Raw genomic sequence first — 17200 nt, 5'->3', positions numbered from 1 at the left:
TGATGATTGTTGGTACGGCATCTGATGTTGGAAAAAGTTTACTCGTTACTGCCTTGTGCCGGCTATTTACTCATGAGGGTTGGCGTGTGGCACCATTTAAATCCCAGAATATGTCCAATAATTCCTATGTAACAAAGGATGGAAAGGAAATTGGACGTGCCCAAGGAATTCAAGCAGAAGCTTCAAAGACTGAGGCAACCGTCTTCATGAATCCGATTCTCTTAAAGCCAAAGTCGGACCAGCAATCTGAGGTTATCCTTTTCGGAAAGAGTGAAAAAGTACTATCTGGCAAAAGTTATCGACAATCTTTCTATGAAAAAGGAATCGAAGCAATAGAAAAATCCTTAGAAAAATTATCTACTGATTTTGATTTAGTTATCATGGAGGGGGCAGGTAGTCCTGTTGAGATAAACCTGAAGGATCGGGAGCTCGTGAACATGAAAGTAGCTGAAATGGCTGATGTACCAGTTATACTTGTTGCTGACATTGATCGTGGTGGCGTATTTGCGAGTATTATTGGGACGATTGAGCTATTAACTGAGAATGAACGAAATCGAGTAAAAGGGATTATCATAAATAAATTTCGTGGAGACATTAATTTATTTAATGATGGGAAAGTATGGATTGAAGAAAGAACCGGTATCCCAGTTTTGGGAATTATTCCTTATATCCCTCAGCACATGATTGAAGGGGAAGATTCTCTGTCACTACAAGATCGATTTGCTTCCGTAGGACATGGTGCGATTGATATTGCTGTCATTAAACTCCCTTATATTTCAAACTATACAGATATGGAACCTTTTTTGTATGAGGAGGATGTAACCATTCGCTGGGTTGAAAATATAAACCAGCTAGGTCAACCTGATGCGATCATCATCCCTGGTACGAAAAGTACAATATCTGATTTGCAGTTTCTTAAGAAAAACGGTCTTTATGAATCAATCCGTGTGCAGTTGGAACAAGATAAGTATGTGGTTGGTATTTGTGGAGGATATCAAATGATGGGAGAATACTTAATTGATGAAGCAGGAACAGACACTGGTACTGTAAATTATACGGAAAAAGGTTTTGGAATCATTCCGGCTTCCACTAAATTTCACGCTGAAAAACGGACAACTCAGGTAAAAGGAAAAAGTCATCAAGATACAAGATTACCAGTTGAGCTTACGTTTGAAGGATATGAAATACATTTAGGACAAACATCCATACATGATCATCCATTTCTTATCTTAGACGATGGTCGTCTCGATGGATATTACCATCTTGATGGTAAAATTATTGGTACGTATATGCATTCATTATTTCATAATGATGAATGGCGAACCTACTGGTTAAATCGCATTCGTGAAGAAAAAGGGCTCCCTGTAAGATCTGTTATTCCACTCCGCCAATTAAAGGATCAAAAATATGATCAACTAGCTACTCATGTGAAAAATTATCTTGATTGGGAGAGGGTAAAAGAGATGGTTAATAAGTGGGGACAAGCATGATAAATAAAATGAAAAAGATTATTGATTGGTGTGGACCTATAAAGGGAATGTTGATAAATCTTCAGTTTTTTACAATCGTTCCAATACCCTATGAACTCCCTATGGATAAAAAGCATATGACCTATGCGGTTAAATTTTTTCCACTATTAGGTTTATTACAAGGTGCCATATTTGTCGGGGCTTTATATTTGTTGACCAACTATACACCATTTTCGACATTAGCTACTGCATTTATCCTTTGGCTGCTAACCATTATTGTTACAGGTGGCTTACATATTGATGGTTGGATGGATGCAAGTGATGCTTTTTTTTCATATCAACAAATTGATAAGCGCTTAGAAATTATGAAGGACCCTCGAACTGGCGCATTTGGTGTTATATCGGTGATTATCTTATTAAGTGGACGTTTTCTTTTTATATATGAAATTATCGATATGTTATCTACTAGTAGTTTTATTTTTATTTTAACATTGCCATTTTTAAGCAAAAGCTTGATGGGGTATCTTCTATTAAATGTTCCAGCAGCAAAACAAGAGGGGTTAGGTCATTTTTTTCAAAAATCTGTTCCCAAAAATGCACTATTTATTTATCCATTTTACATATTGCTATATTTAGTGTTTGTTATACTTTTCTATCATCAAGTAATAGAATTTGTGCTTATATTGATTTTGATCACTTTGCTCGCTGGCTTTTTCTTTAAGCGGAAAATTATTAAATGGTTTAGTGGGATTACTGGGGATGTTTTAGGAGCAAGCGTTGAAGGGGTGGAATGGATCTTATGGATGAGCATCTGGTTGTTACATTACTTCGCCACGGTTTGACAAAGCAAAATGAAAAGCATCAATATTTGGGCTGGACCGATGCTTCTTTAAGTGAAAAGGGAATACAACAGGTAGGCAGCTATCAGCTTTTGTCGAAGGCTGACTTATATTTTAGTAGTGATTTGAAGAGATGTGTCGAAACAGCGGGAATTTTATTTCCCGATAAAGAAATCTTAACCTGTTCACTTTTTCGAGAAATGAATTTTGGAGATTGGGAAGAAAGAACGTATGAAGAGTTGAAAAATAATGATGTATACCAAAATTGGTTGCAGCAACCTTTCACCATATGTCCACCAAATGGTGAATGTTTTCATCAATTTACTGCTAGAGTGGATAAAGGGTGGAAGCAGCTTCTCTTGCAACTTTTTCAAAAGGGGAAAACGAAAGCGATCCTTATTACCCATGGGGGAGTCATTCGCTATTTGTTAAGTCGCTTTTCACCAAAGGAAACAAATTTTTGGGATTGGAGAGTTCCACATGAAACAGCGTTTGAATTGTGCTGGACGAAACAAAAAGGGAGGGGAGAGAGCCGATGCACTTTATTACGGGAGGTTATTTTAACGGAAAAGCAAAATGGGTGAGGGATCAATTTGGACTGAAGGAACGAAGTGATTATCTGTGGCTTTCTGCTTATCAATCAAATAAATTAGAACTGCCGTTTCAGAATAAAGAAAAACAATTGCTTATTATTGAAGGGGTAGAACAATACATAAAAAAATGGATTGATTTAGATATTGATATACAAATAATTAGAGCCCAGGCAAAAGATCTCGTAGAAAAAGCGGTAAACTGGGAGCAGGCTGATGAAAATAATGAATTGATCTTGATTGGAACAGATATTTCAAAGGGGATTGTTCCAATTGAAAAAAAGGATCGACAGTGGAGAGATATTACGGGATGGGTGTATCAGGATATTGTTGCAACTTCTGATTCAGTTTATATGGTTTGGTATGGTATTTCAAAACGAATAAAATAAATGTAGGGGGAAATATGACTAGTAAAAAAATCGTTTGGTTTGCCTTAGGTTTTGCATTCACTGTCATTGGGTCATTAATAAAAATCCCTGCAATTGTTGGAAGTGTAGGATTAGATGCATTTCCATCCTTAGTGATTGCGAGTTTGTTTAGTGTAGGAATGGGAGGAATTGTTGCAGGAGTTGGTCATCTTCTTTCTGCCTTGCTAACAGGATTTCCATTAGGTCCGTTCCATCTATTAATAGCGTTTGAAATGACTTTTTGTGTTCTCATCTATGGATATTTATATCAAACAGGAAAGAAAAAGTTAGCTGCAGTTATGTTTTGGATTGGGAATGCACTCATTAGTCCTATTCCATTTATATTTTTATTAAATTGGTCATTTTTTATAGTTATGATTCCATCGCTAATGATTGGTGCAGCAATAAATATTGTTGTAGCCCTTCTCTTTGTACGAGTATTTCAAGAAAGATTATCTAGAGTGATTAAAAGAGGGGATTAAGATGAGAGATGTGCTGATTGTACCATTTAATGATACGGAAAATATCGTTATATCAACTGATAATAGTGGAGCCATTGGGTTAAAAGCTGAGGATGTAGTGAAAGTACCTTATGAAACGGTAGCTTATTTTTCATTTCGAGTTGCAGTAATGGAATGTATGGCAGCAGGTGCTATCCCTTTCAGTGTTGTGATTCATAATTTCTGTCAAGAGGAATCATGGGAAGCGATGAAATTGGGAATTGAGAAGGGAATAGAAGAACTCGGTTTGGATGAAATATCAATGATCGGAAGCACGGAAAGTAATTTTCAATTAACTCAATCTGCGTTAGGAGTAACTATTTTAGGGAAAATGAATAAGTCAGAAATGAAGGAAGTACCTATTCAGCCTACAACAAAATTTGCTTTAATTGGTATGCCATTAGTAGGCAGTGAGGTCATTGAACAGAAAGACCAAGTAGCACCACTTTCTTTATTTAAATGGATGTGTAGTCAAGAGGAAGTTACACATATTTTACCCGTTGGATCAAAAGGAGTCTTATATAAGTTAAAAAAATTAAATTCGTCTTTAGATAGAATTTCAAAAGAAAGTACGATCGATCTTTTAAAATCCTCTGGTCCTGCTACATGCTTCTTGATTGCCTATCAACGAAAAAGCGAAAATAAATTAATAAAAAAAGCAGGCACTCTTTTCCACCACTTATGAGTGCCCGCCTTCTTTATGCATTTAATTGATTAAAAATAATTTCAGCGGTTTGTTTTCCATTCGAAATGCAGTCCGCAATACCTACACCGTAGTAGGAGCAGCCAGCAAGTAGAATATTAGGGAATAAGTCATTTAGTTTTTTGTTTAGTGATTCGATCGTTGAACGATGGGTAAGATGGTATTTGGGCATGTTTTTCGTCCACTTTGTTACCTCTGAGCATACTGGTTCCCCTGTTATCCCCAAGCTTTTTTCCACATCTTTTAAAGCCACTTGCAGCAGTTCATCTTTTCCTAAGCTGTTTAAATAGGTAAACGTATCCGGATTCGTGTTCTTATAAAAAAGTCTCAATAAAAGCCGATGGTTCTTTGAAGTATGTGTCCACTTTCTACTTGTCCACGTACAAGCATTACAAATTAGCTCACTATTTTCTGGAACGATAAAGCCAGTTCCATCTGCAGGAAGCTTTTCATCTGGGATATCAAAACCAATATATACACTAATCAGTGAAGAGTTTACTAGCTTATTGAAATCGGTATCTAAGTTGTCATTCTGTAGGAGCGATTGTGCCACAGTATGAGGGGTGCTTAGAATAATTTGATCCGCTTCAATCCTTTCATCATTTTCAAGCGAAATCATATATCGACTATTATCACGTTCAATCTTAGTTGCTCGTATCCCTTTTAATATATTCACATTCGTTAATTGCTCTTCCATCCGTTTTATTAATGTGGAGAGACCATTTCTAAATGAAACGAATTTTTTGTTATCAGCGGATTGGAATTTCTCTTTATTCTCTGAAAGACCTTGAATAATACTGCCATATTGATTTTTATATTCTAAAAGATAGGGAAGTGTAGTAGCTAAGGTAAGTTCATTTAGTTTGCCTGAATATACCCCGGAAAGTACAGGAGCAATTTGATTATTGACAATTTCTTTACCAAGAAAGTTTTCTAGAAATGAACCAATAGAGCTATCTTTGGTAAAGGTAGTATTTGGTGTTGTAAAATCCTTTAAAGCCTCATTTTTGGCTTCTTCAGATATTAATTCACTATTAAATAAAGCTTCTTTGCTCATAGGAATTCCGAAAATAGTATCATCAGGAATCGGCTTTAGCTGATTGTGATGATAAATATAAGATTTTCCAGTAGCATTATGAACAATTTCGTCATCTAATTCGAGCTCATCTAATAAAGCAGCAACACCAGATTTACGTGCTACAATGGAGTCAGCTCCTGTTTCCATAATAAATTCATTATTATCTATTGATTTGATTTTTCCACCTAATTCATGATCTGCTTCAATTAAAATTAATTTTACTTCTTTATCTGAGGTAGTTAATTGTTGATTTAAATAATACATGGTTGAAAGTCCTGTAATACCTCCACCAATGACTACGATCGTTTTCAAATTGTTCACCTCTTTATGTTAAGACAATTTCTATAATCTATTTATTATTATTATAAATCATTAGTGAGTTTGTGAATATGTAAACAATGTGACAGCTTTCATGTAGGATTTCCCACAATTATCAATATCATAAGTATAAAGTGTGAAAAGGATTGTTAATTGTTCTCATTTCGGCATGATTTCTATCTCTTTTTAATATTGGTTTAATAATTGTAAATAGTGGAAAATTGAACTATCAATGTAAACGCAAAGGAGCTGACAGTATGAAAATGCGTGAATTAGAGAAGCAAACAGAGCTGGAACGGACAGCGATTGAATATATGGACGAAGTTTACGAAAGTATACAAGAAAGAAATCCTTTCGAAGTAGAGTTTCTACAAGCAGTCAAGGAGATATTTGATTCTCTCTTGCCTGTGTTTATAAAAAATCCACAATACATGGAAAATGGAATATTGGAGAGAATTGTGGAACCAGAAAGATTATTGATCTTTCGTGTGCCTTGGGTGGACGATACTGGTAAAGTAAGGGTAAATCGTGGATTCCGCGTACAGTTCAATAGTAGTATTGGCCCTTATAAAGGTGGACTCCGATTCCATCCTACCGTGAATGCAAGTATTATTAAATTTTTAGGATTTGAACAAATTTTTAAAAATGCTTTAACTGGCCTACCAATCGGTGGTGGCAAGGGAGGCGCAGATTTTGACCCGAAAGGAAAATCTGATCAGGAAATTATGAGGTTTTGTCAAAGTTTTATGACAGAACTATATAAATATATTGGGCCAGACAAAGATGTTCCAGCCGGCGATATAGGTGTTGGTGCCCGTGAGATTGGTTATTTATTTGGTCAATATAAAAGACTTGAAGGAGATTTTCATGCTGGAGTCCTAACCGGAAAAGGACTCGGATACGGTGGAAGCTTGGCAAGGAAGGAAGCCACAGGTTATGGGACCGTGTACTTTGTCGAGGAAATGCTTAAGGCAAATGGGATGTCGTTTAGTGGAAGTACAGTAGTTGTATCAGGTTCAGGAAATGTTTCTATTTATGCGATGGAGAAAGCAACACAATTAGGTGCTAAAGTTGTCGCATGCAGTGATTCGGATGGATATATTTATGATCCATTTGGAATTAATCTTTCAACTGTTAAACGTTTGAAGGAAGTTGAGAGAAAACGAATCGAAGAATATGTAAATGAGCATCCACATGCACAATATTCACCAGATTGTTCAAGCATTTGGTCTATTCCTTGTGATATTGCTTTGCCATGTGCTACACAAAATGAAATTAATGCAGATTCAGCCCTTCTTTTGATTGAAAACGGAGTAAAGGCAGTCGGTGAAGGGGCCAATATGCCATCCACATTAGATGCAATTGAACTTTTTCATAAGCATCATGTACTATTTGGTCCAGGAAAAGCAGTAAATGCAGGTGGTGTAGCCGTTTCTGCTCTTGAAATGGCGCAAAATAGTATGAGGTTGTCTTGGAGTTTTGAAGAAGTTGATGTGAAGTTGCAAGAAATTATGAAAAATATCTATCAAAAAAGTATGGAGTGTGCAGAAGAATATGGTCAACCGAATAATCTCGTTGTCGGTGCTAATATTGCCGGATTTTTAACGGTTGCAGATGCAATGATCGCACAAGGAGTGATTTAATTGTAAAATAGGAGGCTACACAATTTTGTGGCCTTTCCTTCCTTCATTAAGAAATATAAATTGTCGTCCACATTCTGTCTTTAGACCCTCGCTCTCAACCATGTCGGTAATCAAACTTTGGTGTTTGTTTTCCAGTCATCATTATTGAACCTAAAAAAGAAGCATCATGTGCCCTGATGCTTCATTGTTCATTAATTCTTTTCTGACTCTTCCTTTTCAAACCTGATTAAGGCAGCTTTTGCACGATCCCTAAGTGAAACTAAATCAGCTTCTACCTTCAAAATTTTTTTCTTTTTTTGCTCGATAAGATTTAATTGTTCAACTACGGTTTGATAAACCTTCTCTAATTTTTCCTTCTGTTTATTTGTTCCTTTAAACTGTCGATAATCCATGCGTTGAACTTCTAATTCGTCATTCAGTTTAATGAATTCCTGTAATTCTTGTAAGGAAAATCCCATCACTTCCTTTGCATTGGTGATTTTCTTCAAAAATTCCACATGTTCTTGAGAATACAGTCTGAAGCCACCGTCGCTCCTCGGAGGGGAGGGAAGGATTCCAAGTTGTTCATAGTAGCGTATTGTACGTTTTGTGAGCCCACTTTGTTTAGCCACATCATCTATTTTTAATTCATCCATTGATACTCTCCTATGAAAAATATTTTTATATAAAATAATCATGTTGATTAATAATAGGTATATGCATTTAAAAAAAATCCATCGTATATTTTATAGGTCGCTAGTTAAATGCGAAAGAGCTTATAAAAAATATACTTAATATCATTATACATCATGATTTCTCTTAATCCCTAAATCCCTGCATGTTAAAAATATCATATATATCATCATTTTTACAAAGTTAACGTTGACGTAAACGTTATAAAGTAATATACTTAGTTAGGAAGATTAATAGGAATTTTATTCTTTATTTTGTGTGAAAATATGTACTGGTTGCTTAAAAGATTTCTCGACCATTACTGTTTTCATTTTTTATTTTCATTTTAAAAATTATATAAAGGAGTTTTGAGGTATGTCAGAAGAAGCGCTGAAAGCTCATAATCAGTCGGCGAAACAGCCACTTGTCATATGGGTAATCTTTTTTGCAACGATTATTTCTTTCATGGGATTAGGTTTAGTTGATCCGATATTACCTGCCATTGCAGAAAAGCTTCATGCTACCCCTAGTCAGGTATCATTGTTATTTACTAGTTATAATTTGATTACTGGTATTGCGATGTTAATTACTGGAGTAGTTTCTAGTAGAATTGGTATTAAGTGGACATTATTAATAGGAATTTTATTTATTATTATTTTCTCCGCTCTTGCAGGCTCATCCAATGGAATATGGGGTGTTGTAGGCTTCCGTGGTGGTTGGGGTCTTGGAAATGCATTATTTATTGCTACGGCCCTATCTGCTATTGTTGGATTATCAGTCGGTGGAACGGCAAAAGCAATTATCCTTTATGAAGCGGCAATTGGACTCGGGATCTCAGTTGGTCCATTGCTTGGTGGTGAATTAGGATCCATTTCTTGGCGTGGTCCATTTTATGGTGTAAGTGTACTTATGATTATTGCCTTTTTAGCATTATTATTAAAAATGCCTAAAGTAGCTAAATCAAAAACAAAAAGTTCTGTCTTGGATCCAATTAAAGCGTTAAAATTTCCAGGATTATTTAGACTTGGATTAACAGCATTCCTTTACAATATTGGATTTTTTACATTGATGGCATACGCACCATTTGTTATGGGATTAGATGAACATGGTTTAGGCTATGTTTTCCTTGGTTGGGGACTTTGTTTAGCATTTACTTCCGTGTTTGTTGCTCCGAAAATTCAAGCAAAATTTGGAACCATCAAATCTATGTGTACGATGCTAACGCTCTTTGCATTAACACTTTTAGCTATGGGAATATGGACAGATTCAAGCACGGCAATTATTGTAGCCGTAATAATAGCTGGATTATTCCTTGGTACGAATAACACATTGATTACAACAGCTGTAATGGAGGTAGCTCCGGTTGAACGTTCAATTGCATCTGCTGCATATAGCTTTGTTCGTTTTCTAGGCGGTGGTGTTGGACCGTGGTTAGCAAACAAGCTTGCTGAAACCTATACTCCACACATTCCTTTTATTACTGGTGCTATCTTTGTCTTGTTAGCCATGCTAGTCGTAGCTACTGGACGTAAACACCTTGCACATGTCGACAAAGTGACTCATTAAGAAGTATGGTGATAGATGATTGAAGGGAAGCGATCATATGTATAAAAAAATATTAGTAGCAATGGACGGATCTACGCCTTCTGTAAATGCTTTACAACATTCTGCGGAATTAGCGAAAGCACTAGGATCTGAAAAGGTAACTATTTTGCATATTAATAAAGATTTACCATTGCAGGAACCTCTTTATAACATTAATTTGTCTGAGTTAATGGATGAAGAAAATCGTGAAATTTTAACTCCAGCTGTTCAATTCCTGACAGATGCTAATATTCCTTTTGAAACACATACTTTTCATGGCGACCCAGCAAACCTGATTACATCCTATGCGAAGGAGCATAAGTATGATGTGATTGTAATGGGGAACAAAGGAAAAGGGTTTATTCAAGAAGCGTTGCTAGGGAGCGTAAGCCATAAGGTAGCTCATTCGGCTCCTTGCCCGGTTATTATAGTAAAGTAAATCAAATATGATGTAGGTGGTTTATAAGTTATATTTCTTATAAACCACTTTTTTTTTTGCCATTTTTCTGTTCATGAAAAATAAAGTTGGTGCATTTACAAAAAAGTCATTTAAAAAGATGGTGTGGAATTTTTTTTATCCCTTCTTTATTTGTTTCTTTGTATAGTAAGAGAAAGAAGATTTCTATATTCAAATATGAAGAAAAGGAGAGGTGTTTCATCTATGTTTTCAAATGAACAGTTGCAAAACTTAATTGAAGGAAAAATTATTGGGAGCAAGTTTCCTTATGACACAAAAAATGAGCAAGAAATTGAAGCGCATATCAGACGATTGTACTATCGAATAAACCGTATTCCAAATTTAGTATGTGAGGTAGAGTGGGATCATTTTGGTAGTGGCTACGCATCATTTGTTGAATTTTTTTGTTATCAAAAAGAAGATGCCGTAATCGTTGAAGAGAAATATGGTCGGCGAGAGATAAAGACAGAGGGGATTATAATTGATATTTGTCGTTTAGCACCTGTAGCCATCATGGGGCAAGATGACCGATATAAGACAATTCGTATTGAAACAAACGAAATAGTGGGTGGGGCACACGGTTCTTTACTGGGGGGTACAAATCAATTAAAGCTAAGTAAGAAATTCCGAACCATCGAAGAAAAATTGAAACAAGCTTTAAACGAATTTGATTATGAACTGTTAGAAGCTGAAAAGATGAATCAACCTTTGTCTTTTAAAACGAAAATTCCCACGATCTATAGGGAACCTGGAGAGTATTCAATCATGGATGCTATTTTTTATTGGGAGGATTAGTTTATGATTTTATTCAGTCTAAAACGGGAGAAGTTGGATATTAGTGTGAGGAAGATAAATAATAATAATTTAGTATTCTGAAAAACAACTTTCATAGATAGTGTAAACAAAATCTTAAAAAGCCTCCTAAATTAGAAAGGAGGTTATTACATTTCTATGAACTAACTTTAAACAACTTTATCATATATAAATATTTAACCGGAAAAACTTGCTATTTTACTAGATTCATTCCATAATAATTTGGTAAAATTTGAAACTTTTACTAGGCTTGAACGTATATAAAGGTGTAAAAGGGAGGTAAAGGAATGAAAAGGATGTTAAGAACCTCATTAGCGATTGCTGCTTCTGTAATGTTGGTCATTCCATCAGTGGCACAGGCAGTAGAAAATGATGAAGTGTATCAGAGTGCAAGTATGAAGAAATCAGCATTGACTGAACAATTATTGAAATCTGAAAAGGAACAAAAGCTTGATGCCTACAAAAGTAGTCAGAAGGAAAATTTAGATATTGATACTTTAGTTGTAAGGTATAGTCATACAATATCTAAGGAAATACATAAAAGAGCTGGTGTCCAAGTGGTCCGTTCGATTCCAGCATTGGGATATGATATTGTTTATATTCCTAAAGGAAAGAAACTTAGTGAAGTACTAAAGGTATATAAGAATGATAAAGCAATTACTGAAATTACTCCAAGTGTAAAATTTAAAAAGCTTGGGGATGTTGATCCGAAAAAGAGTAAAATGTATCAACTGCAAATGCTGAATATTGAAAAAGCCTTAAAATATGCAGGAAATCATAAAGTGGTTGTGGCTGTAATTGACGGGGGTGTCGATTATCGTCATCCAGAATTAAGCTCACAGGTATTACCACCATACAATGCTGCAGCACCAGCTAAAACTCCTGTTCCAGATATGCATGGAACCCATGTAGCAGGAATTATTGCAGCCGCGGCCAATAATGGATTAGGTGGTCATGGAATTAACCCTAAAGCCAAAATATTGCCGATTGATGTATTTAATGGTGGTCAATCAGCAAATGACTATACAATCGCTCAAGGAATTATGTATGCAATAGAGAAAAAGGCAGATATCATTAATATGAGTCTAGGAAGTTATAATAATTCACCAATTCTAGCAGATGCAATTCAGAGAGCAATTGATGCAGGAATTACAGTGATTGCAGCCGCTGGGAATGAAGCAACAGATGATTATTCTTATCCAGCTGCATACCCGGGAGTTATTAGTGTAGGAAACATCAATAAAAATAAGCAACTATCAGAATCATCCAATTATGGCTCAAGTGTTGATCTTGTGGCTCCTGGCGAGGAAATTTATAGTACTGCCTATTCAACCGAGAAGAATCACACATTTATGAAATTAACTGGAACATCAATGGCATCGCCAGTAGTAGCAGGTGTAGCATCCCTATTAAAATCAAAATATCCGAATCTTAAACCAAATGAAATAGAGTATATACTAGAAAATACTGCAACCGATTTAGGTGAGCATGGATATGATCTTACCTTTGCAAATGGTTTGGTTAATCCAGTTGCAGCATTGAAGTTTGATCTAAAACAACTTCCAAAATTTATAGATGTACAAGGCTCTGAATTATTGAAAGCAGCACAACCTTTAAAACAAGAAGGCAAAAATAGTATTAATGGAAAAATTACATTACAGCAGGAAGTACAACTATTTAAAATGGAGCTTAAAGCAGGAGAACATGTGCAAACTGTCTTAGATGCAGCAAAAAGCTTCGATTATGGGATGGACTTTTACTTTTTTCCAGAGGGCTCGCAAAAAATAAATGGACAACCTTTAGAAATAAATAAAACAAGAGCTGGTGGTCAGGAAGCCTATTTATATAGTGCAGATATGGATGGAACACTAGTCATAGGGATTAAGGACGTAAATGGAAGCTATAGTAAAACTGGAAAATCGACTTTTACTTTTACAGCTGAAAAATTTACGTCATTAATACCAAATACTAATTCTATGGAACAGCCAATTAAGATTGATTCTTTTCCATATAACTCTGCCGAGCAAAAGGGTGAACCATTAACACTTTTTAATACGGAGGGAATGCCAGATAGTGATTATTTTACTTTTGAAGTGAATGAACCAAAAGTATTATCTTTCACATTAGATGGACTTCCAGGGGTTAATTCAACACTTTCCGTATCAGTACTGAATAATGAAAATAAACAGGAATTAGAGTATCTTCCAATCATATACTCTGATGATAATGGAATTGGAATAGGTGAACGACTCTCCTTTGAAGCAATACCAGGAATGAAGTATATGCTTACTGTTTCCAATGAAAGCATGCCTGATTTTTCAATCACCGCTCTACTTGCTGGACTTTTAGGAACTGGTGGTGGGATGAATCAAGAGATATCCTTTGATTATTCCTCATATCCTTACAATCTAAAAGTAGAACAAGCGATATTGCCGAAGGATGAGGACGGACTTCCTTTAGTTGATAATCTTGAATCTCAGTTTATTAATGACCAAATGACGATTTCTGAGTATGCTGATAAGAAATCAACAGAGACAAATAGTGGATTAGACGCTTTATTAGATGATGATGGCAACGAATTTAGTGAGAAAGAAATCGAAGCAATATTGACCCAATCTATACCAATTACTCAAAATCATCATAAAGGCTATTTTCAAATTACAGGAGATCAGGACTACTATACAATTTCTCCTAACGAGGATGCAATTTACGATATTTCAGTTGAAAATGGTCCGGGACAGCTGATAAATTCAAGTATTTATGAATATGATCCAGATCTAAATATGTTAATGCCATATAGTAATTTATCTGGAGGACTAGGTGATATTTTATCCCTCTTATTAGGTATCGGTAGCTCATCTTCCTATGTTCCTTTGAAAAAGGATACCCAATACATTATTAAACTGGAAAATGATATGGGGAATATTTCTGCTGATCCATATTTATTAACGGTAGATAAAGTAGCAACATCACCTGAAAAAGATGAAGATTTAAATAGTTTTGAGACTGCTGTAGATATGATCCAAGGGAAGACCTATCAAAATTACTTTATTTATCCAGGAGATACCGATTATTACTACTATCAACACCATGGTGCAAATCAAATCATGGATTTGAAAATTCAGGAGAAACAACGTACAGCAATGGAAAAGGGGAATCTTCCAGCTGATTTATTTCCATCTACTATTTTTTCAGGAATGTTAATTGAAGATACAAATGGGAATAAACAAATTGATAATGATGAAATGTTAAAATCAATTCCGATTGGTGCAAGTCTATTTGATCTATCCTTAGGAGATATTGACGTATCATTCAAGGCCCAAAATGGTGTAGGGTATTTTGTAGTCCTAAATCCTTTAATCCCTCAGGTTAATTTAAATCCATACGAGGTCAAGATGATCGCATTAAAAGATCAAAAGACTGATGAAGATGGTGAGGTAACCAATCATATACCAAAGAAACCATTGGTATTAAAGAAGCAACAGGGGAAATTGATTGGACAAGGGTATATGAATGCAGGTGTTCCTTTTGGGGATATTGATCATTTTAGATTAGATTTGAAAAAAACAACGAATGTCTCTATGATGCTTGAAATGGAAAAATCATTAGACGGAGTAATCGAAATATATAATTCTAAAGGTAAACTGATTAAACGGTTTGATGATTATGGTGAAAGTGATGAAGAGCTAGCTAAGCTAAAGCTAAATAAAGGAACCTACTATATTGAATTAAGTGAAGCTACTGGTAAGGCAGGAACGGAAAAATATAAGCTGACTATTTCATTGAATTAATTGAAGGGAGCTGTGTCTGTTTAGTCTGGGGACTGAATTGGCCAGCTCCTTAGTTTTTTATTAGAAAAGGCATATCTTTGTAGTGTAACTTGTTCGGTTCTGTAAGAGAAAAGCTGAAATAAAAAATCAAATAAAAGTGTGTTTTAGCAAATGCTTTAATCAAACATTATAAACCCAAACATTAAACATTTCACTTTGTTGTTGTAGTTCCCAATCCGTCTTGTGAAAATAGTCATTGAATTCCGAAACAGTTGGGCAAAAAGCAATGATAGGTAAATCATTTATCGTTTTTAACATCCTTTTTAATAACCCCTGACCACGATACTCCTTACTTATTGCAAATTGATATAAAGATATCGTATTTTGTGTCTTTTTTCGGTAAAACCGAAAGGCTCCCACTACTTGACCTTCCACTGTTGCTACGATCATTTGCTTTCTTTTTATAGCTGCTTTAATTCCAAGAGGACATAAAAACTCTTCAGAATAAACTGCGTTGTTATTGCAGTCTAAATTTTTGTTAAAAAAAGTTACAACCTCAGATATATGCATTGGATTCGCTAAAGCTATCTGCATATTTCTTCCCCCTAAAGCAACATTTTTTATGGTAGAAGAGATTTATATATCTCCCCAATAATCCCTTCCAATTGATGAACGCCTAATTCTGTATTCGTCATAATAACGGCAGCTTTTTCTAAGTATGGATATGCCACCATCATACACTGAAAACCTACTCCCCAACCCATAGATGTAATTTCTAATTCTTTTTCGGAACCCTCTAGAAATACACCTAATCCAGCCCAGCTTCTTCCTCTTTGAGAAGTTATCATTTCTTTAGCTAAACTTTTTAAAATTCCAATTTTACTTTTTCCTTTTAAAGCATTCATTAGCTCAAGGACTAATGCAGCTAAATCTAATGAAGTCGTCCATAATCCTGAAGCTGTTGGATAAGGGTAAATAGGATATTTTCCATCTACCATTTCACCATTTTTATTATGACCACAAGAAAATTTCTTTTTTACTATCTCTAACATCGTTGGATTTAAATAGCTACTTTCCATACCCAATGGCTTAAATATGAACTCATTAACCACTTGATAAAACGGTTTTTTCGTTACATCTTCTATTAGTTGCTGAATAATACAATAGCCTGCATCAGAGTACTGGAATTCACTCTCTGGCTCGTACTGTACTTCAATTGGAACCTTACAATATGGTGTTTTTCCCTCTAGCAATTCAACTATTGAAGGAGTGCCTATATCTGAAATTCGTTCAAAAAAACTACCTTCAGGGTCCTTGATTCCAGCTTGATGACTAAGCAGGTTTCTTAATGTAACAAGTTTATTTTTTGTAAATTCATTATCGGGCACTTTCCACGTTTCAAGTCTTTCATTTACATCTTCATCTAAATCAAGAAGGCCTTCCTCAATTAGCTTTAATATCATCATTCCGGTTAAAAATTTACTAATCGAACAAGCACTAAAAATAGAATTCTCATTTACCTTCCTATCGGTATTTGCCTCAAGAAAACCATAATTTTCTACTCCGTTAATTTGACAGTTTTCAATTAACACAATACTTAAACCTTGCACCTTATAATGTTTCATTCTTTCTTCAATATTAATATTCTTTAACTTCATATTATCCTCCTAGTTAAAGCTTTAATAATATTGTATCACGAATATATGTTCTGTTGTATGAATTTGGAAATAATATTAGCGTAAATTTTCAAACCAGTGAAGAATGCTTTTTGTTTAAAGATAAAGTGATAATTATCAATAAAAATATTATAAAAAAACAATATTAATTTATTGTAAAACGATAAATACTGTGATAAATTAATTAAACAATATATAGGTGAGGTGCTTTTTATATGAAACAAGTGTCAACGCTCTTTTTAAAGATAGCAGTTATTCTTATAGGAATTCCTATTCTTGTTATGTGCATCTTTTTGGTTCCTGAGATTGGAAATATTGCAGAGCAATTGTTACCGAAGTTTGCTTTTATAAAATATCTCGTTTTTATTATTTTCTATGGTTCAACGATACCTTTTTATTTTGCTCTTTATCAGGCATTTAAGCTTTTAATCTATATTGACAAGAATAAGGCTTTCGCTCAAATTTCTGTAACAGCCTTAAAGAAAATCAAGTACTGTGCCATCATCATTAGTTGCTTGCATGTGTTCGCCTTACCGCTTTTCTATCTTTTTGCGGATAAAGATGACGCACCAGGTGTTGTTTTTATTGGTTTGGTAGTTCCTTTTGCTTCGATGGTTATTGCCATCTTTGCCGCTGTTCTTCAAAGGCTCTTGAAAGAGGCAATTGATATAAAAACAGAAAATGATTTAACGGTCTGAGGTG

At 34.9% G+C, this 17200-nt stretch carries 16 protein-coding genes; 12 read left to right on the top strand and 4 right to left on the bottom strand.

Annotated elements, in window-relative coordinates; genetic code table 11:
- Positions 1 to 2 precede the first annotated feature (2 nt).
- The 6 genes from I5818_RS21030 to I5818_RS21005 are packed head-to-tail and all read left to right on the top strand — an operon-like array spanning position 3 to position 4490.
- On the top strand, positions 3 to 1490 hold the full coding sequence (locus tag I5818_RS21030; protein ID WP_078110477.1) for a cobyric acid synthase: 1488 nt from the start codon (positions 3 to 5) through the stop codon (positions 1488 to 1490).
- Entirely contained in the window at positions 1487 to 2311 is an 825-nt protein-coding gene (cobS, locus tag I5818_RS21025; protein ID WP_235849702.1) for an adenosylcobinamide-GDP ribazoletransferase, read from the top strand. The genes I5818_RS21030 and cobS overlap by 4 nt, the downstream gene beginning before the upstream one ends.
- Positions 2269 to 2892, top strand: a complete 624-nt coding sequence (locus I5818_RS21020) for a histidine phosphatase family protein (protein WP_058006181.1) — start codon at positions 2269 to 2271, stop codon at positions 2890 to 2892. Before cobS ends, I5818_RS21020 begins: the two co-directional genes overlap by 43 nt.
- Positions 2844 to 3287, top strand: a complete 444-nt coding sequence (locus I5818_RS21015; RefSeq protein ID WP_071977697.1) for a bifunctional adenosylcobinamide kinase/adenosylcobinamide-phosphate guanylyltransferase — start codon at positions 2844 to 2846, stop codon at positions 3285 to 3287. The genes I5818_RS21020 and I5818_RS21015 overlap by 49 nt, the downstream gene beginning before the upstream one ends.
- 14 nt (positions 3288 to 3301) lie before the next feature.
- A complete protein-coding gene (locus tag I5818_RS21010; protein WP_078110470.1) occupies positions 3302 to 3787 on the top strand; it encodes an ECF transporter S component in 486 nt (161 codons plus the stop codon).
- Between the two features lies 1 nt (position 3788).
- Positions 3789 to 4490 carry a hypothetical protein gene (locus I5818_RS21005; RefSeq protein ID WP_058006178.1) on the top strand — a complete coding sequence of 234 codons (702 nt, stop codon included), beginning with the start codon at positions 3789 to 3791 and terminating at the stop codon, positions 4488 to 4490.
- Positions 4491 to 4503: 13 nt separating this feature from the next.
- On the opposite strand, the gene I5818_RS21000 is transcribed toward I5818_RS21005, so the two are convergent.
- Positions 4504 to 5898: a protoporphyrinogen oxidase gene (locus I5818_RS21000; RefSeq protein ID WP_078110469.1), complete on the bottom strand. Its 1395-nt coding sequence runs from the start codon at positions 5896 to 5898 to the stop codon at positions 4504 to 4506.
- 269 nt (positions 5899 to 6167) lie between these two features.
- Here I5818_RS21000 and gdhA point away from each other — a divergent pair, with 269 nt between their 5' ends.
- Positions 6168 to 7547: an NADP-specific glutamate dehydrogenase gene (gene gdhA, locus I5818_RS20995; protein WP_390883604.1), complete on the top strand. Its 1380-nt coding sequence runs from the start codon at positions 6168 to 6170 to the stop codon at positions 7545 to 7547.
- A gap of 191 nt (positions 7548 to 7738) precedes the next feature.
- On the opposite strand, the gene I5818_RS20990 is transcribed toward gdhA, so the two are convergent.
- Complete coding sequence (locus tag I5818_RS20990) at positions 7739 to 8182, bottom strand: MerR family transcriptional regulator (RefSeq protein ID WP_058006176.1); 444 nt, start codon at positions 8180 to 8182, stop codon at positions 7739 to 7741.
- Between the two features lie 391 nt (positions 8183 to 8573).
- Here I5818_RS20990 and I5818_RS20985 point away from each other — a divergent pair, with 391 nt between their 5' ends.
- The 4 genes from I5818_RS20985 (at position 8574) to I5818_RS20970 (ending at position 14843) form a co-directional block, all read left to right on the top strand.
- Complete coding sequence (locus I5818_RS20985; RefSeq protein WP_058006175.1) at positions 8574 to 9764, top strand: MFS transporter; 1191 nt, start codon at positions 8574 to 8576, stop codon at positions 9762 to 9764.
- 37 nt (positions 9765 to 9801) lie between these two features.
- Complete coding sequence (locus tag I5818_RS20980; protein ID WP_058006174.1) at positions 9802 to 10221, top strand: universal stress protein; 420 nt, start codon at positions 9802 to 9804, stop codon at positions 10219 to 10221.
- Positions 10222 to 10443: 222 nt separating this feature from the next.
- Positions 10444 to 11034, top strand: coding sequence for a hypothetical protein (locus I5818_RS20975; protein ID WP_078111281.1), 591 nt, complete (start codon positions 10444 to 10446; stop codon positions 11032 to 11034).
- Positions 11035 to 11339: 305 nt separating this feature from the next.
- Entirely contained in the window at positions 11340 to 14843 is a 3504-nt protein-coding gene (locus I5818_RS20970; RefSeq protein WP_078111280.1) for a S8 family peptidase, read from the top strand.
- Positions 14844 to 15002: 159 nt separating this feature from the next.
- On the opposite strand, the gene I5818_RS20965 is transcribed toward I5818_RS20970, so the two are convergent.
- Positions 15003 to 15416 carry a GNAT family N-acetyltransferase gene (locus I5818_RS20965; protein ID WP_078111279.1) on the bottom strand — a complete coding sequence of 138 codons (414 nt, stop codon included), beginning with the start codon at positions 15414 to 15416 and terminating at the stop codon, positions 15003 to 15005.
- Between the two features lie 26 nt (positions 15417 to 15442).
- Positions 15443 to 16480 (bottom strand): serine hydrolase domain-containing protein, encoded by a 1038-nt coding sequence (locus I5818_RS20960; RefSeq protein ID WP_078111278.1) that lies wholly within the window; start codon positions 16478 to 16480, stop codon positions 15443 to 15445.
- Positions 16481 to 16713: 233 nt separating this feature from the next.
- Between I5818_RS20960 and I5818_RS20955 the strand changes: the two genes are divergently transcribed.
- Positions 16714 to 17196 carry a DUF2975 domain-containing protein gene (locus I5818_RS20955; RefSeq protein WP_071977705.1) on the top strand — a complete coding sequence of 161 codons (483 nt, stop codon included), beginning with the start codon at positions 16714 to 16716 and terminating at the stop codon, positions 17194 to 17196.
- The last annotated feature ends 4 nt before the right edge of the window (positions 17197 to 17200 follow it).

This window comes from Heyndrickxia oleronia, assembly GCF_017809215.1.
GTDB lineage: Bacteria > Bacillota > Bacilli > Bacillales > Bacillaceae_C > Heyndrickxia > Heyndrickxia oleronia.
This window is presented reverse-complemented; position numbering and strand designations above follow the sequence as displayed.